The sequence below is a fragment of the Mesorhizobium sp. genome (assembly GCF_965229135.1).
Lineage (GTDB): Bacteria > Pseudomonadota > Alphaproteobacteria > Rhizobiales > Rhizobiaceae > Mesorhizobium.
On the sequence record NZ_OZ245860.1, the window covers coordinates 3,157,103 to 3,179,255 of the forward strand.

The following is a 22,153-nucleotide window of genomic DNA, read 5'->3' on the forward strand; positions in this document are numbered from 1 at the left end:
GCGAAGAGGCGCCCGCCCGGCTATTTGCCCGCGCCCTCGAACCATGCCACCAGCAACGCCCGCTCCTTGTCGGTAATCTGGCTGACGTTGGCGGGCGGCATGGCGTGGCTGCGGCCAGCCTGCAGATAGATCTCGCGGGCATGATTGGCGATGTTGGCGTCGGTGTCGAGCATCACGCCCTTCGGCGCGTGGTAGATGCCTTCATAGACCGGCTCCTGGGCGTGGCACATCGAGCAACGGCCGAGCACGGTATCGCGTACGGCGGGGAAATGCGCCGAGGCGATATAGACTTCCGCCGAGGCGGACGCTTTCGGCTCGCCGGTCAGCACCTTCGGCACGGTCGACAGCCAGATGATGATGATGAACAGGACAAGCGCGCCCAGCCACGTCCAATGCGGGTTGCCGGCGCGCTTGTGCACTGTGTTGAAATAATGCCGGATCAGCACGCCGATGATGAACACCAGCGAGGCGATGACCCAGTTGAACTGGGTGCCGAAGGCCAGCGGATAGTGGTTCGACAGCATCAGGAACAGCACCGGCAGCGTCAGGTAGTTGTTGTGTAGCGAACGCTGCTTGGCGATCTTGCCGTATTTCGGGTCGGGCTTGCGGCCGGCGATCAGGTCGGCGACGACGATCTTCTGGTTGGGAATGATGACCATGAAGACATTGGCCGACATGATCGTGGCGGTGATGGCGCCCAGATGCAGGAAGGCGGCGCGACCGGTGAACAGGTGCGTGAGCCCCCAGGCGATGAACACCAGCACGCAGTAGAGCACCAGCATCAGCCCGGTATCGCTTTTGCCAAGCGGCGAGCGGCACAGGAGATCGTAGACCACCCAGCCGACGCCGATCGTTGCCATGGACAGCAGGATGCCCACCGGCACCGACATTGGCAGCACGTTGGGATCGATCAGGAACAGGTCCGCGCCGGCATAGTAGACCACGCACAACATGGCGAAGCCGGACAGCCATGTGGCGTAGGATTCCCATTTGAACCAGGTCAGGTGTTCGGGCATCTCGGCCGGTGCCACCAGGTATTTCTGGATGTGGTAGAAGCCGCCGCCATGCACCTGCCATTCCTCGCCGAAGGCGCCGACAGGCATGCCCGGGCGCTGGCGCAGGCCGAGATCAAGCGCGACGAAATAGAAGGATGAGCCGATCCAGGCGATGCCGGTGATGACGTGCAGCCAGCGCACGGCAAAGCTCAGCCATTCCCAGAAAATCGCGAAATCCATCATTGTGGTCGTCCCTGCCAGTCCAATGACTTTACGGGCTTGAACGCAAACGGAAAGAGGCGAAGTGTACGATGACTTTCAAAAAAAAATGGAAAATACTAAAGCGCCGCGTATCCGCCTGGACGCGCGAAGGACGTTCGAGAATATTCTGGCTGGTTCGTGATCCTTTCCGAAAATCGATTCCGAAGTTCGGAGGCATGAACTAGAGTCAACAAGACGCAGCTTGAAAGCCACGGAACCCGCATGGCCTATCTCGACAACATCGCCGTTTTCGTACGTGTGGTCGAACTCGGCAATCTGTCGGCGGCGGGCCGCGACATGCGCATTTCGCCGGCCGTCGCCTCCAATCGCATCAAGGAACTGGAGAAGCACCTTGGCGTGCGGCTGTTCAACCGCACCACACGGCAATTGATGCCGACGGAACACGGCACCGTGTTCTATTCGGGCGCCAAGCAGGTGCTGGACGCGATCACCGAGGCGGAAGCCGCCGTCTCGGCCCTTTCCGGCCAGCCGCGAGGCACCATCAAGGTGACGGCGCCGCTTGGCCTCGGCCGCCGGCTGGTGGCCTCCGGCATTCCCGATTTCCACGACAGGTACCCCGACATCGAGGTGCGGCTGAGGCTCTCCGACCACAATGTCGACATCATGAAGGAAGGCATCGACGTTGCCTTCCGGCTCGGCATCATCGAGGACTCCAGCCTAAGGATGCGCGGCATCATGGAATGCGAACGCGTGCTGGTGGCGGCGCCGAAATATCTGGAGGCTCGCGGCGAACCGACGGAGCCGCAGGAACTGATCGGAAGGAAACACGACTGCCTGATGCTGCGCTATTCCGGCGCGCGCGAATATGTCTGGACGCTGCAGACGCCCACCGGTCCGCAGAAATTCGAAGTGCATGGGCCCTATGACACCGATGACGGCGACGTGCTGACCGGCTGGGCGCTGTCGGGGCGCGGCATCATCAACAAGCCGCGCTTCGAGGTCGAACCGTTCATCCGCGACCACCGGCTGCAGGTCATCCTCACCAAGACGCCACCAACACCAGTACAGTTCGCCGCCGTGTACCCGCACAAGAAACTGCAGGACCCCAAGGTGCGGCTGCTCCTCGACTTCATGGCCGAACGGTGCCAGCGGCTGATCAACGACATTCTGGCTGGCCGATAATGGCTGGCCGGCAAGTGACCGGCGGTTGGCCCAGCGCCAGCGGTTGCCATCCCCGCAACCGGCGAACATAGTCCCGGTTCCATTTCGTCTTGCAGGGATCATCGATGGACAACGGCGCCACAATGCATCTTGCCGTTTCGCTGTTCCCCGGGGCCGCCGATGCATCGCCCGAGGCTGAGCCGGAATTCGATCGCCTGGCGCGGCTTGTGCAAAACGCCGAGGCCGCCGGGCTGGACATGGTTGTTATCGCCGATGCTGCGCCAGCTTCCGACGGAGAAGCTGCGAGGCAGGTGCCCTTCGAAGCGACGACCTTGCTTGCCGCGCTGGCGACGGTGACGAGCCGGATCGGCCTTGTCGCCGCCGCGTCCACGGTTGCTCATCAACCCTACAATCTGGCGCGCCGTTTCGCCTCGCTCGACATCATCAGCCATGGTCGCTCCGGCTGGAACGCGACCATGAAGCAGGCGCCTCGCGAAGCGGCCAATTTCAGCCGGCCGGACGGATTTTCCGGCGACGATTTTCGCCGCCGCGCCGAGGAATATATCGGCATCGTCCAGGGCCTGTGGCAGGGCTGGGATGCGGACGCCCTGCTGTTCGACAAGAAAGGCGGCCGCTTCCACATGCCTGAAAGGATGCACCTGCTCGATCACAAGGGCGAGTTCTTTTCGGTGCGGGGACCGCTGAACATCGCACGATCGCCGCAGGACACGCCGGTGCTGGTTCTGTCCGGCCTGTCGGAGCCCGACATGGATGTCGCCGCCCGCACCGCCGATGTGATCCTGCTGGATTACGGACCGGTCGAGACAACGAAGGACCTGAAGCGTCGCGTCGTTGCCCGCGGGCGCGACCTGGATGCCGTGAAGGTGCTTATGAACGTCGCGCTCGCCGCCGACGACAAGCCCGCCGCCATCGCCGAAAGGCTGGCAGAACGGTTCCAGACCAAACATTGCGACGGCTTCAACATACTGATGCCAGAGCAGCCTTCGGCACTCGACGCGTTCGTCGATCTGGTTCTGCCGGAGCTTCGGCGGCATGGCCTGTTTCGGGAGCGCTATCGGGGGACAACGCTGCGCTCGCATCTCGGACTTCACGGCGGAGGTGACCAATGACCGCTGCGTCCCGCCAGATGAAGCTCGGCGCCTTCCTGTGGGCGACCGGCCACCACATCGCCGCCTGGCGCCATCCCAAGTCCCATGTGACGGCCGGCATCGACATCGACCACTACATCCAGCTGGCGCGCATGGCGGAGGCGGCCAAGTTCGACATGATCTTCTGCGAGGATGCCGCCGGCCTGCGCGAAGCCAATGTCGACATAGCCAGCCAGACGTCGCGCTCGATCGGCTTCGAGCCGATCAGCCTGCTGTCGGCGCTCGCCGTCCAGACGAGCCGTATCGGCCTCGTCTCCACCGCATCGACGAGCTACAACGAGCCCTATGGCCTCGCGCGGACCTTCCTATCGCTCGACCATCTTAGCGGCGGCCGGGCCGGCTGGAACCTGGTAACCTCGGCCAGTCCCATCGAAGCCGCCAATTTCGGCTCGACAGGCCTCAAGCCTCATGCCGACCGCTATGAGAGGGCGCGTGAGTTCGCCGAGGTGGTCACCGGACTTTGGCATGGCACGCTCGCTTCCGGGCATGACGGCCTGAGCTTTTCGGTTCGCGACCCGCTCGACCTGCCGCGTTCGCCCCAGGGCGCGCCAGTGATGGTCCAGGCCGGTGCCTCGGATGTCGGCCGCGACCTTGCCGCCCGCAGCGCCGATGTCGTGTTCACCGCGGCGCAGACATTCGAGGAAGCGAAGGCCTTTTACGACGATCTGAAGGGTCGACTGGCTGCCTATGGACGCGAGCCCGACGACATCAAGATCATGCCCGGTGTCTCAGCGGTCGTCGCGGAGACCGAGGCCGAAGCCCGCGAGAAACATGACGAGTTGCAGGAACTGATCCCCGACGATGTTGGCGTAGCACTCCTGTCCAGCTATCTCAGCATCTCCGATCTCGGACGCTATCCGATCGATGGGCCACTGCCCGAACTGCCGGAGAGCGAAGGGATGAAGAGCCGGCAGGCCCTGGTCGTCGAGCAATCGCGTCGCGACGGCCTCTCCATCCGCCAGCTTGCCCGCCACTTCGCCGGGGCGCGTGGCCATTGGCGCATCGTCGGAACGGCGGCGCAAGTCGCCGACGAGTTGCAGGCGCGGTTCGAGGGTGGCGCCGCCGACGGCTTCAACGTCATGCCGTCTGACTTCCCCGGCGAACTCGATGCCTTCGCCACGCTGGTCGTGCCGGAACTTCAGCGGCGTGGCCTGTTCCGCAGGGATTATGAAGGCCGCACGTTGCGCGACCATCTCGGCTTGAAACGGCCTGCCTGAGATTCGACGATGCCTACGCCTCGTCCATCATCCGGGCAGTGCCCGAGACCCTGATCGAACTGCCGGGCTCCTGCGAAATATCGGCATGCAGGCGCGAGCGCATGCCCATGTCCTCACCCTGCACGATATCGACGGCGCCGCCATGCGGCCAGCCAATATCGCGCAGATAGCCCGCGAAGGCCGCCGTGGAGGCTCCCGTGGCCGGATCCTCATAGACGCCGCCGGAGGCAAATGGATTGCGCGTGTGGAACAATCGCGGCGTTTCGGCATAGGCGAGCAGGATCGTCACCAGCCCCTCTCGCCGCATCAGTGCCTGGCCGGCCTTCAGATCGTAGCGCATGGCGGCCAGCGCCTCGCGCGTGTTGAGGGCCAGCACAAGGTGGTCCGCGCCACCATGGATCAAGGCTGGCGGAATGGCCGGATCGAGATCGCCGGGTGCATAGCCGAACAGTGCCAGCGCCTCGGCGACCAGCGACGGCGGAGCCGGCTTGCTGCGCGTCGGCGGCGACTGCAGGGCGGCGGCGACGTTCGCGCCATCGCGGAATCCTTCGACGGTGATGCTCGCCTGGTTGAGGGTCAGCGGGAAAATGCCGTCGCCAAACCGCCGGACCAGCGCCGCGCCCAGGGCGATCGTGGCATGACCGCAGAATGGAACTTCGGATTCCGGCGAGAAGTAACGAACCCGCCAATTGTCGCCATCCGGTGCGGCAAAGGCGGTCTCCGAGAACCCGACCTCCTGCGCGATGGCCTGCATTTCGGCTGTGTCCGGCAGGGCATTGCCGATCAGCACTCCAGCAGGATTGCCCCCGGCATCCCCATCCGAAAAGGCTGCAATTTTCAAAACGTCCATGTGCCTTCGCCTCGCGCTGCAACGCCTGGACAGCAAACGCGTTTTCCGAGCAATTGGGAATTGAAGAAATCGACGAGCAGCTGTGACATATCCGATGAGGTCAGCCGGCCACGGCCTTTTCATGCGTGTCATGTCGCGCGGCGCTTGATGCCGTGTCGTGACTAACCAGAGCCGTCATGATCTCGGCGGCGGCCAGCGCGGCGATGACCTGCGGGCGCTTGTCCTTGACGGCATCGCCGCCGATCGGCGAAACAAGGCGGGCAAACTCCGCCTCGCTGCCTTCAGCTGACTTCAGGAACCAGTTCCTGAACGTGGCTTTCTTGGTCTTCGAGCCGATCATGCCGACATAGGCAGCGTCGTCGCGTTTCAACGCCTCGGCGACGATCAGGAAATCCAGCGCGTGGTCGTGCGTTAGGATAGCAAAGGCGGTTCCGGCCGGTGCGATTCGGATCTCCGCCTCGGGCATCGCCGTCAGCCGCGTCTCGACGGTTTCGGGCATGCCTTCCAGCGCCTCGGCGCGCGTCTCGATGACGACGCCGTGCACGGGAAGCAGCGCGATCGTCGACGCCAGCGCCTGGCCGACATGGCCGCCACCGAAGATGTAGACATGCGGCAGATGGGCTTCCTCTGCTTCCGCCGTGCGAATCATTTCGGCCTCGAGCGCGGCATCGACCAGTCGGATCAGAACCTCGACGCGCCCGCCGCAGCATTGGCCGATCTCAGGCCCGAGCGGCACGTCGAGCGTGGCGCAGACTTCGTCGACTTCGATGCGAGCACCCCTCCCCCTTGAGGGGCGGGTGGCGGCGAAGCCGCCGGGTGGGGTCGTTGCGGCAGTGCTCGACGCCCTTGTGGTGCCTCCTGTGAGGACCCCCTCTGGCCGCCTCGCGGCCATCTCCCCCTCAAGGGGGGAGAAAAGCATCTGCCGTGCCTTGTCGATGGCCATGTATTCAAGCTGACCGCCGCCGATCGTGCCAAGGATCGCCGTTGGCGAGACGAGCATGAAGGCGCCCTTCTCGCGCGGCGTCGAGCCCTTGGTGCCGGCCACCTCGACCAGGGCGACCCGGCCAGCGCTGCCGAGAAAGGCTTTCAGACTTTGCACCTTCGAGTTCATATCTCGCATTCCCAATCGGGAAATATAGGCTTTTCCGGCCCGAATTGCACGTTTTGCTGCTTCAGGCGCCCGCCTTTGCCTCTTTCTTCAGTCGCTCGATTGCCATCAGCACACGTTCGGGCGTTGCCGGTGCATCGAGGCGCGGGCAGATCTTGTTGTCGGCAACACTGGCTACCGCATCGGACAGCGCATGCAGCACCGACATGCCGTGCGGCAAGGGCGGCTCTCCGACCGCCTTGGAGCGATGGATGGTCGGCTCATAGGCTTGCGACCAGTCTGTCAGCGCCACGTTGAAAATCTTCGGACGGTCGGATGCGAGCGGAATCTTGTAGGTCGACGGCGCGTGCGTGCGCAGCCGGCCCTTGTCGTCCCACCAGAGTTCTTCCGTCGTCAGCCAGCCCATGCCCTGGATGAAGCCGCCCTCGACCTGGCCGATGTCGATCGCCCGGTTCAGCGAGCGCCCGCAATCGTGCAGGATGTCGGCGCGTTCGACGACATATTCGCCGGTGAGCGTATCCACCGACACTTCCGAGCAGGCCGCGCCATAGGCGTAATAGTAGAAGGCATGGCCCTGGCCCTTGCTGCGGTCCCAGTGGATTTTCGGCGTCTTGTAGAAGCCGGCGGCCGAAAGCTGGATGCGCGCGATGAAGGCCTGCCGGACCAGGTCGTTGAAGCTGATTTCCTGGTTGCCGACGCGAACCCGATTGGGCAGGAACACCACCTGATCGACCGGTGTCTGATACTTCTCGGCGGCGAAATCGGTGAGCCGCTCGCGGATCTGCCGCGCCGCATTCTGCGCCGCCATACCGTTGAGGTCGGCGCCCGAAGACGCCGCCGTCGGCGCCGTGTTCGGGACCTTGGCGGTGGTGGTGGCGGTAATCTTCACCCGGTCGAGATCGATCTGGAATTCCTCGGCCACGACCTGCGCCACCTTCAGGTGCAGGCCCTGGCCCATTTCCGTGCCGCCATGGTTCATGTGCACGGAGCCGTCGGCATAGACATGCACCAGCGCGCCGGCCTGGTTGGACTCGGTCTTGGTGAAGGAGATGCCGAACTTGACCGGCGTCAGCGCCAGGCCGCGCTTGATGAAGCGGCTGTTGGCGTTGAAGGCCGCTATCTCGCGGCGTCGCCGCGCATAGTCGGCGCTTTCCTCCAACTCGGCGACGATGCGCTGGATGATGTTGTCCTCGACCTTCTGGTGATAGGGCGTGACGTTGCGCGTGCCGATCGCCTCCATCGGGTCGTAGAAGTTCAGCTTGCGGATTTCGAGCGGGTCCTTGCCGACGGCGAAGGCAACCTCGTCGATGACGCGCTCGGCGCCAACCATGCCTTGCGGGCCGCCGAAGCCCCGGAAAGCCGTGTTGGAAACGGTGTTGGTGTAAAGCGGCGCCGACCTGGCGTGGACATTCGGATAGAAATAGGCGTTGTCGCAATGGAACAGCGCGCGGTCGCCGACCGGACCGGACAGGTCGGCCGAGAAGCCGGCATTGAGGGCGAACACGTAGTCGACGCCGAGGATATTCCCCTCATCGTCGAAGCCGACCTCATAGTCGATGGCGAAGTCGTGCCGCTTGCCGGTGGCGGTCATATCCTCGTCACGGTCGAGCCTGACCTTGACGGCGCGTTTGTGCTTCTTGGCCGCTATCGCGGCGATGGCCGCGCACTGGTTGGCCTGAGTTTCCTTGCCGCCGAAGCCGCCGCCCATGCGGCGGACTTCCACGGTCACCGCATGGCTGGGAACGCCGAGCACGTGGGAAACGAGGTGCTGGGTCTCGCTCGGCCCCTGGGTCGAGCAATAGACCGTCACCTCGTCGTCCTCGCCCGGCACGGCCAACGACACCTGGCCCTCTAGGTAGAAGTGGTCCTGTCCGCCTAGCTTCATCCGGCTTTTCACCCGACGCGGCGCCGCGGCGATGGCAGCCGCCGCGTCGCCGCGCCGCAAGATCAGCGGCGTGGTGACAAGCTTGTCCTGGATCGGGTCCAGCTCCCAGATGCCGAGGATGGCGGGAAGCTCGTCATATTCGATCCTGGCCAGCCGCGCGGCGCGTCGCGCGTGCTCGCGGGTGGTGGCGACGACAGCGAAGACCGGCTGGCCGAAGAACTGCACCTTGCCTTCCGCCAGCACCGGATCGTCATGCATGTTGCTCGGCGACACGTCGTTTTCGCCGGGCACGTCGGCATAAGTGAGCACATCGATCACGCCGGGAGCCGCACGCACGGCTGAAAGGTCGACGCTCTTCAAGGTGCCATGCGCGACCTTCGACAGGCCGAGGCCGACATGCAGCGTGCCGGCCGGTTCTGGCATGTCGTCGATGTAGACAGCCGTGCCGCCGACATGCTTGTGAGCGGAATCATGGCGCTGGTCGGTGGCGACGCCGCCGACGATCTTCATCGCCTTGAGGTTTTGCGTGGCGTGCTTGTTCATCATGCAGCCTCATACCGCGAGACCTGGACAGGCTCCTTGGTGCCGGTGGTCTCGGCAAAGAACCGCAGCAGAAGATTGCGCGCGGCCAGCGCCCGGTATTCGGCGGAGGCGCGCATGTCGGTCAATGGGGTAAAATCATCGGCGTATTCAGCCATCGCCGCCTCGACCGTGTCCTCCGTCCAGGGCTTGCCGCGCAACGCATTCTCGACAGCCGATGCCCGCTTCGGCGTCGCCGCCATGCCGCCATAGGCGATGCGAATATCCGCCACCGTGCCATCCCCCGCCAATGTCAGCAGGAAGGCGCCGAGCGTGGCCGTGATGTCCTCGTCGCGACGCTTTGTGACCTTGTAGACGGCGAATTTCGCGCCCTTGGCGGGAACCGGCACGTGCACCGCCTCGACGAACTCGCCGGCCTGTCGGTCCTGCTTCCCGTAAGCGATGAAGAAGTCCTGCAGCAAGATCGTGCGCCGCTCCTTGCCCTTGCGCAGGGTGAGCCGCGCGCCGAGCGCGATCAAGGGCGGTGGCGTGTCGCCGATCGGCGAGCCGTTGGCGATGTTGCCGCCGATGGTGCCCATGTTGCGCACCTGTTCGCCGCCGATGCGATCGACCAGCGCGCCGAGCGCCGGGATGCGTTTGGCGAGCGTCGAGAATGCCTCGGTGTAGGTGACGCCGGCGCCGATGGTAATGACACCGTCGTCCTCGGACATCTGGCACAGGCCGTCGAGATTGCCGATGAACACCGCCGGAGAGATGTCGCGCATATGCTTGGTCACCCACAGGCCGACATCGGTAGAGCCGGCAACGATGGTGGCGCCCGGCTCCTGGTCGAGGATGTCAGCGAAATCATCGACATCGGCCGGCACGATCAGCCGCGCCTTGTCGGTGCCAACCTCGACGCGCAGGCCGTCGTTCATCGCTTCGAGCCGAGCCGTGATCGCCTTGCGTTCAGCCGCCAGAGGATCCCTGGCAACCTTGCCGTAGCTGGAGATGGCGCGCGCCGCCCGCATGATCGCCTCATAGCCGGTGCAGCGGCAGAGATTGCCCTGCAGCGCCTTCTCTATTGCCGCATCCGACGGTTCCGGCGACTTCATCCACAGGCCGTAGAGCGACATGACGAAGCCCGGCGTGCAGAAGCCGCATTGTGAGCCGTGGAAATCGACCATCGCCTGCTGGACCGGATGCAGCTTGCCCGGCTCGCCGTGCAGATGTTCGACCGTCACCACATGGGTGCCGTCGAGCGAGCCGAGGAAGCGGATGCAGGCATTGACGCTCTCATAGACCAGTCCGCCGGCCGACAGCTTGCCGACCAGCACGGTGCAGGCGCCGCAATCGCCCTCGGCGCAGCCCTCCTTGGTGCCGCGCAAGGTGCGGCTGAGCCGCAGCCAGTCGAGCAGGGTGGCATCGGGTGCAACGTCGGCGAGGACCACGTCCTGCCCGTTGAGGATGAAGCGTATCTCGTTGCGTGTCGCGACCGTCGCCATGCCTCAGCTCCCCCTGTAGGTCGAATAGCCGTAGGGCGAGACGAGCAGCGGCACATGGTAATGCACGGGCTCGGCCATGCCGAAACGGATCGGTACGATATCAAGGAAGGCCGGTTCAGGCAGTTTTGTTCCCTGACGGCGCAAATAGTCGCCGGCCGCGAAAACCAGTTCGTATTCGCCGGTGCGGAAGTCCGCGCCGGCCAGCAATGGGGCATCGCAGCGGCCATCGGCGTTGGTGATAACAGTCTTCAAATGGGTGCGCGCGATGCCTTCGACGCGATAGAGCTCGATCGACAGCCCCGCCGCCGGCTTGCCGGTCGCGGTGTCGAGGACATGCGTCGTCAGGCGCCCGCCATCGGCTTTCGACGTTTCTGCCATTGGCAGCCTCCTATTTCCAGCACCAACGAACTGGCTCGATACAGTCGAACATTACTGATGAATTGTGCGCCAATTAAAGGCGATGCATAAGTCCCGGTCGAGCGGAGCGCGGCAAAAACACTTTCAAAAATTTCGGGGGAATGCGCACGCTACCCTTTCGACTATCTTGAACACACTCCCGGCAGCGTCCGGCAGGAGGGACCATGCGTTACGAACGAGACATGCGCGGCTACGGAGCCAATCCACCGGATCCGAAATGGCCCGACGGAGCGCATGTCGCGGTGCAGTTCGTCGTCAATTACGAGGAAGGCGGCGAGAACTGCGTCCTGCATGGCGACAAGGCATCGGAAGCCTTCCTGTCCGAGATCGTCGGCGCCGCGCCCTGGCTTGGCCAGCGCCACTGGAACATGGAATCGATCTACGAATATGGCGCCCGCGCCGGCTTCTGGCGACTCTATCGCCTGTTCACCGAGGCCGAAGTACCGATAACCTGCTACGGCGTCGCCACCGCGCTGGCGCGTTCGCCCGACCAGGTGACGGCGATGCAGGACGCCGGCTGGGAGATCGCGTCGCACGGGCTGAAATGGATCGACTACCGCGACCATGCCGCGGAGGACGAGCGCCGCGACCTGGAAGACGCCATCAAGCTGCACTATGAAGTAACGGGCGAGCGCCCGACCGGCTGGTATACTGGCCGCACATCGGTCAACACGGTGCGGCTTGCGGCGCAGGAAGGCGGCTTCGCCTATGTGTCGGACACCTACGACGACGAGCTGCCATACTGGTTCGAGCATGAGGGCGGCGCCCAGCTTATCATCCCCTATACGCTCGACGCCAACGACATGCGTTTCGCCACGCCGCAGGGGTTCAATTCCGGCGACCAGTTCTTCGCCTACCTGAAGGACAGTTTCGACACGCTCTATGCCGAGGGCAAGGCCGGGCGGCCACGCATGATGAGTATCGGCCTGCATTGCCGCCTCGTCGGACGCCCCGGCCGGGTGGCTGCGCTGAAGCGCTTCGTCGACTATGTGAAATCGCACGACAGGGTCTGGCTGGCGCGGCGCATCGATATCGCCAGACACTGGCAAGAGAACCATCCCTACAAGCCGGCGGCGCTGCGCCCCTCGAAAATGGAATTCGAGACCTTCGTTCACACTTTCGGCGGCGTGTTCGAGCATTCGCCATGGATCGCCGAGCGGGCCTACGAGCTGGAGCTGGGTCCCGCGCATGATACAGCCGGCGGCCTGCACAACGCGCTCTGCCGTGTCTTCCGTGCCGCCAGCGAAGCGGAACGGCTCGGCGTGCTCAACGCCCATCCCGACCTGGCCGGCAAGCTGGCAAAGGCCAAGCGCCTGACGGCGGAATCGACCCGGGAACAGGCTTCGGCAGGCCTCGACGCGCTGACCGACAAGGAGCGCGAGCTGTTCGCCAAGCTCAACGCCGCCTACGTCACCACCTTCGGCTTCCCCTTCATCATCGCGGTCAAGGGCAAGACCAAGGAGCAGATCCTGGCGGAATTCGAAACCCGCATCGGCAACAGCCGCGGCGTCGAATTCGCGACCGCCTGCAGACAGGTCGAGCGCATCGCGCTGCTTCGGCTGAGAGACATGCTGCCAATCTAGATATTTGTTTTCACGCAGTTTCGGACGGAAAGCCGTGCTTTTCCTGGAATTGCTCCGAGGGCCAGGACCATGGATATGATCAAGACTACAGAGCGCACCTACTATGCACCGCAGGGCGGCCATCCAGGCCAAAGCGAGTTGCTGACCGGCCGTGCCGTCTTCACCGAGGCCTACGCCGTCATTCCCAAGGGCGTGATGCAGGACATCGTTACCAGTCCCCTGCCCTTCTGGGACAAGACCAGGGCCTGGATCATCGCGCGGCCGCTGTCGGGATTCGCCGAGACGTTTTCGCAGTATATCGTCGAAGTCCTGCCTGGCGGAGGCAGCGACCGGCCGGAGCCTGATGCCGGCGCCGAAGGCGTGCTCTTCGTCGTCGAGGGTGAGCTTGCCGTTTCGCTGGCCGGCAAGAAGCATGTGCTTCGTCCCGGCGGATTTGGTTTCCTGCCGCCGGCAAGCGGCTGGACTGTGCGCAACGAAGGCAGCGACGCGGTCCGCTTCCATTGGGTGCGCAAGGCCTACGAAGCGGTGGACGGCCTCGACACGCCGGAAGCGTTCTTCACCAACGAGCAGCAGATCGAGCCGAGCGCGATGCCCGGCACCGAGGGGCGCTGGGCAACGACACGCTTCGTCGACCCGGCGGACATGCGCCACGACATGCACGTCACCATCGTGACGCTGAAGCCCGGCGCGGTTATCCCCTTTGCCGAGACCCATGTCATGGAGCACGGCCTCTACGTGCTCGAAGGCAAGGCCGTCTACAGGCTCAACCAGGACTGGGTAGAGGTCGAGGCGGGCGACTTCATGTGGCTGCGCGCCTTTTGCCCGCAGGCCTGCTATGCCGGTGGTCCCGGCGATTTCCGCTATTTGCTCTACAAGGACGTCAACCGGCACGCCAAGCTCGGTGGCGCGGGCATCGCGAAGCGCGCGCCATGACCCGCATCATCGCGCGGCCGCTGTCCCGCGAAAACTTCGCCGAATTCGGCGATGTGATCGACATGGGCGGCGACAATCATTACCCGATCAATGGCGGCAAGGCCGAGCGCTACCACGATCTCGCCACCGCCGAAGCAGCAGGCCCGAACGCGCGCGTGCTGATCTCGATGGTGCGCGGCACCCCCTACGAATTGCCGCTGAAGCTGACCATGGTCGAGCGCCATCCCCTGGGCAGCCAGGCCTTCATCCCGCTGTCGCCGCGCCCGTTCCTGGTCGTTGTCTGCCACGACGGGAAGGAGGGTCCGGGCGAGCCGCATGCCTTCATCACCGCGCCCGGACAGGGCATCAACTATTCCCGCAATCTCTGGCATGGCGTACTGACGCCGCTCGGCGAGGCCCAGGATTTCCTGATCGTCGACCGCGGCGGCGATGGCTCCAACCTCGAAGAATTCCACTTCTCGCACGCCTACGAGATCCACGTACCTTGATTTTTGTGCATGTCGCGGTCCCAAAACCGGGGGCACTTTCGAGCGACACGCCGCAGGAGACCCGACAATGACCGACATTTCGCTGATCGACCGCCTGCTCGACGTCATCGAGCACGACATCGTGCCGAAGACGGCCGACGGCGTCGCACGCGGCAACAAGCTGTTCGGCGCGGCCATCCTGCGCAAGGACGACCATTCGCTGGTGCTGGCCGAGACCAACAACGAGATGGAGAATCCGCTCTGGCATGGCGAGGTGCACTGCTTGAAGCGTTTCTACGAAATGCCCAGGGCAGAGCGCGTCGACACCAGGGACGCCATATTCCTCGCCACGCACGAACCCTGTTCGCTGTGCCTGTCGGCGATCACCTGGACCGGCTTCGACAATTTCTATTACCTGTTCAGCCACGAGGATTCGCGCGACAGCTTCGCCATTCCGCACGACCTGAAGATCTTGAAGGAGGTCTTCACCCTCGACCCCGGCGGCTACAATGCGGAGAATGCCTACTGGAAGAGTTTCTCCATACGAAAGCTGGCGCGGGCGCTTCCCGAGGCCGAGCGCAAGCGGCTGGAAGCACGGATCGGCAGGATTTCCGAACTCTATGACGAGCTGTCCGAAGCCTATCAGGCGAGCAAGGACGAAAACGACATTCCGCTGAACTGATGGCGTGAAGCGGTACCGGCGCAGGTCGCATATTTCGCTGCGCCAGTCGCGAATGGCGATTGAAAGTTGGCGCGCCGCGGGGCGTTATGCCCACCATGAAAACCGTCACCCAATTTCCCCGCAAGGTCGTCGAGTTTCCTGACATGGGCATCGTCATGCCCGATGGCTGCCGGCTGTCGGCGCGGGTGTGGATGCCCGAGGATGCCAGCGACGACCCGGTACCCGTGATCCTTGAGCATCTGCCCTATCGCAAACGTGACGGCACGATCTTCCGCGATCAGCTGACCCATCCCTATTTCGCCGGCCACGGCTATGCCTCGATCCGCGTCGACATGCGCGGCAACGGCGATTCCGAAGGGCTGATGGACGACGAGTATTCCGAGCAGGAATTGCAGGATGCCTGTGACGTCATCGCCTGGGCGGCGTCGCAACCCTGGTGCAACGGCAATGTCGGCATGATGGGCATTTCCTGGGGCGGCTTCAACTGCCTGCAGACGGCGGCCAAGCAGCCGCCGGCGCTGAAGGCGGTGATCAGCCTGTGTTCGACCGTCGACCGCTACGCCGACGACATCCACTACAAGGGCGGCTGCCTGCTTATCGAGAATTTCGGCTGGGCCTCGACCATGCTGTCCTATTCATCCCGGCCGCCGGACCCGCTGATTGCCGGCGACAACCGGTGGCGCGACCTGTGGCTGACGCGGCTGGAGAACCAGTCCTTTCTCGCGCCGCTGTGGCTGAAGCATCAGCACCGCGACGCCTACTGGAAGCGCGGCTCGATCCGTGAGGATTTCTCGGCCGTCAAGGCTGCCGTGCTGTCGATCGGCGGCTGGCATGACGGCTATCGCAACACGATTTCCAATCTCGTCACCAACATCGAAGCGCCGGTGAAGGGCATCGTCGGCCCATGGATTCATAAATACCCGCATTATGCAGGCCCGCAGCCGGCCATCGGCTTCCTGCAGGAGGCCCTGCGCTGGTGGGACCGCTGGCTGAAGGGCACGGAGACCGGCGTGGAAGCGGACCCCGCCTACCGTGCCTACGTGATGGACAGTGTGCGCCCCGCGCGCTGGCACCCGGAACGGCCGGGTCGTTGGGTGGCCGAACAGCAATGGCCTTCGCCGAACATCAGGGCGGAAGCGATCGAGCTGATGCCCAAGAGCGGCAAACCCGCCATCGTCGCCTCGCCGCAAAGCTGCGGCCTGGCCGGCGGCGAGTATTTTCCATTCACCTTTGGTCCTGAGCTGCCGGGCGACCAGCGGCCCGACGATGCGCTGTCGGTGTGTTTCGACCAGCCTGAGCTTGCCCAGGCGATCGACATTGTCGGCGCGCCGGAGCTCCTGATCCAGGTGTCATCCGACCGCCCACAGGCCAACATCGCGGTCCGGCTGTGCGACGTGCATCCCGACGGCGCCTCGGAACTGATCTCCTATGGCGTGCTCAACCTCACGCATCGCAACTCGCATGAATTCCCTGAAGCGCTTGTGCCGGGCCACACCGTGTCGGCGCGCGTGGTGCTCGACCAATGCGCCTATCGTGTGCCGGCCGGCCATCATCTGCGCGTCGCCGTTTCCAACGCCTACTGGCCGATGATCTGGCCGTCGCCCGAACCGGTCCAGCTTGAACTGTCTGGCGCAACCCTGACGTTGCCGTTGCGCGCGCTGGCAGAAGGCCACGAGGTCACATTCCCCGCGCCCGAGGCGGCGACGCCCTGGGCGACCGAAACGATCCGCGCCGCCAATTCCGAGCGCCATGTCGAGCGCGACGAAAAGACCGGAATCGTAACACTTTCCATCGCCGACGACTTCGGCGAAGTCCGCGATCTCGAACACGACCTCGCCAATGGCAGCATCGCCCGCGAGACGTGGTCGATCCATCCTGACGATCCTCTGTCAGCATTGGGAAAGACGCACTGGACACAGACACTGTCGCGAAATGGATGGTCGGTGCGCACGGAAACCCATGCGGAAATGCGATCCGACGCGCAAAACTTTATCGTCAGCGCCAGAATCGAGGCCTACGAGGGCGAAAGACTGGTTTTCGCGCGTAATTTCGAAGAGAGAATCCCGCGAGCTCTTGTCTGACCAATCAGAACATTGGTCCAAATGCGACGTGCGATTTACGCCACGGCATGTCGCATTCGGTCTTGCCTGCCGCTTTCCCTTGCGGTCATTATTCCCCTCATAAGAAACAAGAAAATCGACCGCAGAGTCGAACCAACAGAGTGAGGAACTCAAAATGTCAAACGAACTGGAATTCCTTAGCCGGCGCGTTGCAATGGGCAAGCTGAGCCGTCGTGACTTTCTCGGCCGGGCGGCAGCTCTCGGCATCGCCGCCCCCTTCGCCAACTCGCTGCTTTCAAGTGCGGCGCGCGCGGCCGGCCCGGTCAAGGGCGGCACGCTTAAGGCCGGCCTGGTCGGCGGTGAATCCACCAACAGCCTCGACCCGGCGCTGATGATGACGCAGGTGCCCTTCGCCTTCGGCAAGTGCTGGGGCGAAATGATCGTCGAGCTGTCGCCGGACGGCAAGCTGGAGAACCGCATCGCCGAGGAGATCGGCTCGTCCAAGGACGCCAAGGTCTGGACACTGAAGATCCGCGACGGCGTCGAATTCCACAACGGCAAGACCGTGACGGCCGATGACGTGGCCGCGACGCTGGAGCGCCATTCGGACGAGAAGTCGAAATCCGGCGCGCTCGGCTACATGAAGGGCATCGAGACCATCAAGGCCAGCGGCAAGGAAGTGGTGCTGACGCTGAAGGAGGCCAATGCCGACCTGCCCTACCTTCTCAGCGACTATCACCTGATCGTCCAGCCGAATGGCGGCAAGGACAAGCCCGATGCCGGCATCTCGGCCGGTCCCTATGTGGTCAAGACCAACGAGCCCGGCGTGCGCCATGGCGGCGAGCGCTTCGCCAACTACTGGCAGGGCGACAAGATGGGCCATGCCGACCAGATCGAAGTCATCGTCATCAACGACGCCACGGCGCGTACGGCGGCCCTGCAGGGCGGTCAGGTCAACATGATCAACCGCGTCGAGCCGAAGATCGTCGACCTGATCAAGCGCGTGCCGGGCGTGACCATCCGCAATCACGCCGGTCCCGGCCACTACGTGTTCATCATGCATTGCAACACGGCGCCGTTCGACAACAACGATCTGCGAATGGCACTGAAGCTGGCGATCGACCGCGAGGAGATGCTGACCAAGGTGCTGCGCGGCTACGGCTCGCTCGGCAACGACTTCCCGATCAACGCGTCCTATCCGCTGTTCACCGAAATCGAGCAGCGCAAGTACGATCCGGACAAGGCCAAGTTCCACTACAAGAAGTCGGGTCACGACGGCACCGTGCTGCTCAGGACCTCGGACGTCGCTTTCCCGGGCGCCGTCGACGCCTCCCAGCTCTTCCAGCAGAGCGCGGCCAAGGCCGGCATCAAGATCGAGCTCAAGCGCGAGCCCGGTGACGGCTACTGGAACGAAGTCTGGAACAAGCAGCCCTTCTGCGCCTCCTACTGGGGCGGCCGCTCGACCCAGGACCAGATGTACTCGACCGCCTATCTGTCGACGGCCGACTGGAACGACACGCGTTTCATCCGTCCCGATTTCGACAAGATGGTGCTGGCGGCGCGCGCCGAGCTCGACGAAGCCAAGCGCAAGCAGATGTACCATGACATGGCCGTCATGGTGCGCGACGATGGTGGTCTCATCCTGCCGATGTTCAACCAGTTCATCGACGCTACCGGCTCCAAGGTCGACGGCTGGGTCGACGATCCGCATCAGGAACTGATGAACGGCTACGCTTTGGCGAAGTGCTGGCTGCAGGCCTGAGTCCGGCTTTGCAAATATGTCGTCACCCATCCTGAAACTCATTGCCCAGCGCATCGCGCTGGGCATCCTCCTTTTGCTGGCCATATCGGTCCTGATCTTCGCCGGAACACAGATCCTGCCCGGCGACGTCGCGCAAGCCATCCTCGGACAATCGGCGACGCCGGAGTCGCTCGCCAATCTGCGCGAGCAGCTCGGACTCAACGAACCGGCCTACATCCGCTATTTCCACTGGCTGGGCGGCGTGCTCACCGGCGATCTCGGAACGGCCATGTCGAGCGGCCAGGATATCGCCACCTCGATCAAGGGACGCTTGTGGAACACGCTGTTCCTGGCCTTCTGGGCGGCCATCGTGGCCGTGCCGCTGGCGATCATCCTCGGCCTGATCGCCGTGCGCTATCGCAATGGGTGGGTCGACAAGCTGATCTCGGGCCTGGCGCTTGCCTCGACCTCCTTCCCCGAATTCTTCATCGGCTATGTGCTCGTCTATTTCTTCGCGGTGAAATGGCAGATCTTCCCTGGCATCTCGACCGTCTATGACGGCATGCCGTTCGGCGAGCGCATGCAGGCGATCGCATTGCCGGCAACGGCGCTGACCTTGGTCGTGCTCGCCCACATGATGCGCATGACGCGCGCCGCCATCCTCAACGTCATGCAGTCGGCCTATGTCGAAACGGCGGAACTCAAGGGGCTTTCGGCCTTCGCCGTCATCCGCAAGCACGCCTTCCCCAACGCCATCGCGCCGATCATCAACGTCGTCATGCTCAACCTTGCCTATCTGATCGTCGGCGTCGTCGTCGTCGAGGTGATCTTCGTCTATCCGGGCATGGGACAGTATCTCGTCGACCACGTCACCAAGCGCGACGTGCCGGTGGTGCAGGCCGTCGGCCTGATCTTCGCCGCCGTCTACATTTCGCTCAACATCATCGCGGACATAGCGGCGATCATCGCCAATCCGCGCCTCAGACATCCGAAATAGGGGGCGGGTATGCTCGATATCAAACGCATCCCCATTCCCGCGCTCGTCGGCATCGTGCTGACGGCGCTGTTCGTCATCGCGGCGGTGTTTGCGCCATGGATCGCGCCGCATGGCAATGGCGAGATCGTCGGCGACGTCTGGGAGCCGATGTCGGCCGCCCATCTGCTGGGCACCGACAATCTGGGCCGCGATCTCCTGTCACGCATGATCTACGGCGCCCGCATCACCCTGTTCATCGCGGTGCTGGCCACCGCGCTGTCCTTCTCGCTCGGCGCCATCCTTGGCTTCTCCGCGGCGGTGTTCGGCGGCTGGTTCGACACGATCCTGTCGCGCCTCGTCGACCTGCTGATGTCGATCCCGACGCTGATCATGGGCCTTGTCGTGCTCTCCGTCCTGCCGACAAACCTGGTGACGCTGATCCTGGTCATGGGTATCCTGGATTCAACGCGCGTCTATCGCCTGTCGCGGGCGGTCGCCGTCGACATCAACGTCATGGACTATGTCGAGGCGGCCAAGCTGCGCGGCGAAGGCAGCGGCTGGATCATCTTCCGCGAGATTCTTCCCAATGCGCTGTCGCCGCTGGTCTCGGAGCTCGGCCTGCGCTTCATCTACGCGGTGCTGTTCCTGTCGACACTGTCCTTCCTCGGGCTCGGCGTCCAGCCGCCGGACGCGGACTGGGGCGGCATGGTCAAGGAGAACAAGGATGGCATCGTCTTCGGCATCGCCGCGGCGCTGATCCCGGCCGCGGCAATCGCGCTGCTGGCGATTTCGGTGAATCTCGTCGCCGACTGGGTGCTTAACCGCACGACAAGCCTGAAGGGGGGACGCGGGTGATGGCTGACAAGCAATCGAAGCCCGGGCAACCGAAGTCCGACGTGCTCCTCGACATCCGCAACCTGCGCATCGAGGCGACCGTATTTCCGCCCGGCGAGTCGCCGAAGAACATCGTGCTCGTCCATGACGTCTCGCTGACGCTGCAGAAGGGCAAGGTGCTCGGCCTGATCGGCGAATCCGGCGCCGGCAAGTCGACGATCGGCCTGTCCTCGATGGGCTACGGCCGTGGTGGCGTGCGCATCACCGGCGGCGAGGTCATCCTGAACGGCCGCGATATCTTGAAGGGCGGCAAGGAAGGCTTCCGCAAGCTGCGCGGCCACGAGGTCTGTTATGTCGCGCAATCGGCCGCCGCCGCCTTCAACCCGGCGCATCGGCTGATGGACCAGGTGGTCGAAGCCACGCTGCTGCATGGCAGGGCGACACGGGCCGAAGCCGAGAAACGCGCGGTCGCGCTGTTCAAGAAGCTCAGCCTACCGAACCCCGAAACCATCGGCGAGCGCTTTCCGCACCAGGTCTCGGGCGGCCAGTTGCAGCGCGTGATGACGGCGATGGCGCTGTGTTCGGAGCCCGACCTGATCGTCTTCGACGAACCGACCACCGCCCTCGACGTGACCACGCAGATCGACGTGCTGGCGGCGATCAAGGACGCCATCCGCGATACGCATGTGGCGGCGCTTTACATCACCCACGATCTCGCCGTTGTCGCCCAGGTTGCCGACGAGATCATGGTGCTGCGCCATGGCCGCCTGGTCGAATGGGGCGGCACAAGGCAGATCATCAAGGAACCGCGCCAGGAATATACCAATGCCCTGGTCTCCGTTCATGAGATCGAGCATTCCGAGCAACGGCCCGGGACAACGCCGTTCCTGTCGGTGAAGAACATCACGGCAGCCTATGGCCGCAGCCACATCAAGGTGCTGAAGGACGTTTCGGTCGACATCTATCCCGGACAGACGCTGGCCGTGGTGGGCGAATCCGGCTCGGGCAAGTCAACGCTGGCACGCGCCATCACCGGACTGTTGCCGCCCGAGCAGGGCACCGTCACTTTCGACGGACGGCCGCTTGCCAACCGGCTGGCGGACCGCCCCAAGGAGGATCTGCGCCAGTTGCAGATGATCTACCAGATGGCGGATGTGGCGATGAATCCGCGCCAGACGGTCGGCACCATCATCGGCCGGCCGCTGGAGTTCTATTTCGGCATGCGCGGCAGGCAGAGAGATGCCCGCGTCGCCGAACTGCTCGACAAGATCGAGATGGGCAAGGGTTTCATCGATCGTTACCCGGCGGAGCTTTCCGGCGGGCAGAAGCAGCGTGTCTGCATTGCCCGCTCACTCGCCGCCAAGCCGAAGCTGATCATCTGCGACGAGGTGACGTCGGCGCTCGATCCGCTGGTGGCGCATGGCATATTGAAGCTACTGCTCGACCTGCAGCAGGAGGAAAATGTCGCCTACCTGTTCATCACCCACGACCTCGCCACGGTGAAGTCGATCGCCGATTCGATCGCGGTGATGTATCGCGGCGAAGTGGTTCGCTACGGCTCCAAGAGCAAGGTGCTGACGCCGCCCTTCGACGCCTATACCGACCTGCTGCTGTCTTCGGTTCCGGAGATGGAGATCGGTTGGCTGGAGAAGGCAATCAAGGGACGCCGCATGGCCAGCGCAGGGAATTAGGCCGACCGAAATCATCCATTCACTGCCGGGATGTAACAAAGTGCTGCGACCGTCATCCGGTTGCAATGCAGGACAAACAGGATTGACGACAACGGGCGCCGCCCGTGCATTTTTAGGTTCGTAAAAGGGGGACTTGGA

General features: G+C 63.8%; 18 protein-coding genes. 12 read left to right on the top strand and 6 right to left on the bottom strand.

All coding sequences use genetic code 11. From position 1 onward, the window contains the following. Positions 1–20 precede the first annotated feature (20 nt). Positions 21–1,238 (bottom strand): urate hydroxylase PuuD, encoded by a 1,218-nt coding sequence (locus ACO07C_RS14940; protein WP_421914927.1) that lies wholly within the window; start codon positions 1,236–1,238, stop codon positions 21–23. Positions 1,239–1,478: 240 nt separating this feature from the next. Between ACO07C_RS14940 and ACO07C_RS14945 the strand changes: the two genes are divergently transcribed. The 3 genes from ACO07C_RS14945 (at position 1,479) to ACO07C_RS14955 (ending at position 4,764) form a co-directional block, all read left to right on the top strand. Further along, entirely contained in the window at positions 1,479–2,399 is a 921-nt protein-coding gene (locus ACO07C_RS14945; protein WP_421914928.1) for a LysR family transcriptional regulator, read from the top strand. Positions 2,400–2,503: 104 nt separating this feature from the next. After that, on the top strand, positions 2,504–3,508 hold the full coding sequence (locus tag ACO07C_RS14950; RefSeq protein ID WP_421914929.1) for an LLM class flavin-dependent oxidoreductase: 1,005 nt from the start codon (positions 2,504–2,506) through the stop codon (positions 3,506–3,508). Beyond that, positions 3,505–4,764 carry an LLM class flavin-dependent oxidoreductase gene (locus ACO07C_RS14955; RefSeq protein WP_421914930.1) on the top strand — a complete coding sequence of 420 codons (1,260 nt, stop codon included), beginning with the start codon at positions 3,505–3,507 and terminating at the stop codon, positions 4,762–4,764. The genes ACO07C_RS14950 and ACO07C_RS14955 overlap by 4 nt, the downstream gene beginning before the upstream one ends. A gap of 13 nt (positions 4,765–4,777) precedes the next feature. Here ACO07C_RS14955 and ACO07C_RS14960 read toward each other — a convergent pair whose 3' ends face one another. The 5 genes from ACO07C_RS14960 to uraH form a co-directional block, all read right to left on the bottom strand. Beyond that, positions 4,778–5,614, bottom strand: a complete 837-nt coding sequence (locus ACO07C_RS14960; protein WP_421914931.1) for a PhzF family phenazine biosynthesis protein — start codon at positions 5,612–5,614, stop codon at positions 4,778–4,780. A gap of 100 nt (positions 5,615–5,714) precedes the next feature. Beyond that, a complete protein-coding gene (gene xdhC, locus ACO07C_RS14965) occupies positions 5,715–6,725 on the bottom strand; it encodes a xanthine dehydrogenase accessory protein XdhC (protein WP_421914932.1) in 1,011 nt (336 codons plus the stop codon). Between the two features lie 61 nt (positions 6,726–6,786). Then, positions 6,787–9,150, bottom strand: a complete 2,364-nt coding sequence (gene xdhB / locus ACO07C_RS14970; protein WP_421914933.1) for a xanthine dehydrogenase molybdopterin binding subunit — start codon at positions 9,148–9,150, stop codon at positions 6,787–6,789. Next, positions 9,150–10,631 (bottom strand): xanthine dehydrogenase small subunit, encoded by a 1,482-nt coding sequence (gene xdhA, locus ACO07C_RS14975; protein ID WP_421914934.1) that lies wholly within the window; start codon positions 10,629–10,631, stop codon positions 9,150–9,152. The genes xdhB and xdhA overlap by 1 nt, the downstream gene beginning before the upstream one ends. A 3-nt stretch (positions 10,632–10,634) precedes the next feature. After that, positions 10,635–11,009 carry a hydroxyisourate hydrolase gene (gene uraH, locus ACO07C_RS14980; RefSeq protein WP_421914935.1) on the bottom strand — a complete coding sequence of 125 codons (375 nt, stop codon included), beginning with the start codon at positions 11,007–11,009 and terminating at the stop codon, positions 10,635–10,637. Positions 11,010–11,212: 203 nt separating this feature from the next. On the opposite strand from uraH, the gene puuE reads away from it, so the two are divergent. The 9 genes from puuE to ACO07C_RS15025 all read left to right on the top strand — a co-directional run bounded on the left by puuE (position 11,213) and on the right by ACO07C_RS15025 (position 22,015). Beyond that, positions 11,213–12,631, top strand: a complete 1,419-nt coding sequence (gene puuE / locus ACO07C_RS14985; RefSeq protein ID WP_421914936.1) for an allantoinase PuuE — start codon at positions 11,213–11,215, stop codon at positions 12,629–12,631. A 69-nt stretch (positions 12,632–12,700) separates the two neighbouring features. Continuing rightward, complete coding sequence (locus ACO07C_RS14990; protein WP_421914937.1) at positions 12,701–13,564, top strand: bifunctional allantoicase/(S)-ureidoglycine aminohydrolase; 864 nt, start codon at positions 12,701–12,703, stop codon at positions 13,562–13,564. Then, positions 13,561–14,052, top strand: coding sequence for an ureidoglycolate lyase (locus tag ACO07C_RS14995; RefSeq protein WP_421914938.1), 492 nt, complete (start codon positions 13,561–13,563; stop codon positions 14,050–14,052). The genes ACO07C_RS14990 and ACO07C_RS14995 overlap by 4 nt, the downstream gene beginning before the upstream one ends. A 67-nt stretch (positions 14,053–14,119) precedes the next feature. Beyond that, on the top strand, positions 14,120–14,713 hold the full coding sequence (locus ACO07C_RS15000) for a nucleoside deaminase (RefSeq protein ID WP_421914939.1): 594 nt from the start codon (positions 14,120–14,122) through the stop codon (positions 14,711–14,713). Between the two features lie 95 nt (positions 14,714–14,808). After that, positions 14,809–16,794: a CocE/NonD family hydrolase gene (locus tag ACO07C_RS15005; RefSeq protein WP_421914940.1), complete on the top strand. Its 1,986-nt coding sequence runs from the start codon at positions 14,809–14,811 to the stop codon at positions 16,792–16,794. Positions 16,795–16,948: 154 nt separating this feature from the next. Then, positions 16,949–18,535 (top strand): ABC transporter substrate-binding protein, encoded by a 1,587-nt coding sequence (locus tag ACO07C_RS15010; protein WP_421914941.1) that lies wholly within the window; start codon positions 16,949–16,951, stop codon positions 18,533–18,535. A gap of 16 nt (positions 18,536–18,551) precedes the next feature. Continuing rightward, positions 18,552–19,511: an ABC transporter permease gene (locus tag ACO07C_RS15015; protein WP_421914942.1), complete on the top strand. Its 960-nt coding sequence runs from the start codon at positions 18,552–18,554 to the stop codon at positions 19,509–19,511. Between the two features lie 9 nt (positions 19,512–19,520). After that, entirely contained in the window at positions 19,521–20,345 is an 825-nt protein-coding gene (locus ACO07C_RS15020) for an ABC transporter permease (RefSeq protein WP_421914943.1), read from the top strand. After that, complete coding sequence (locus ACO07C_RS15025; protein ID WP_421914944.1) at positions 20,345–22,015, top strand: ABC transporter ATP-binding protein; 1,671 nt, start codon at positions 20,345–20,347, stop codon at positions 22,013–22,015. Before ACO07C_RS15020 ends, ACO07C_RS15025 begins: the two co-directional genes overlap by 1 nt. Positions 22,016–22,153: the final 138 nt, after the last annotated feature.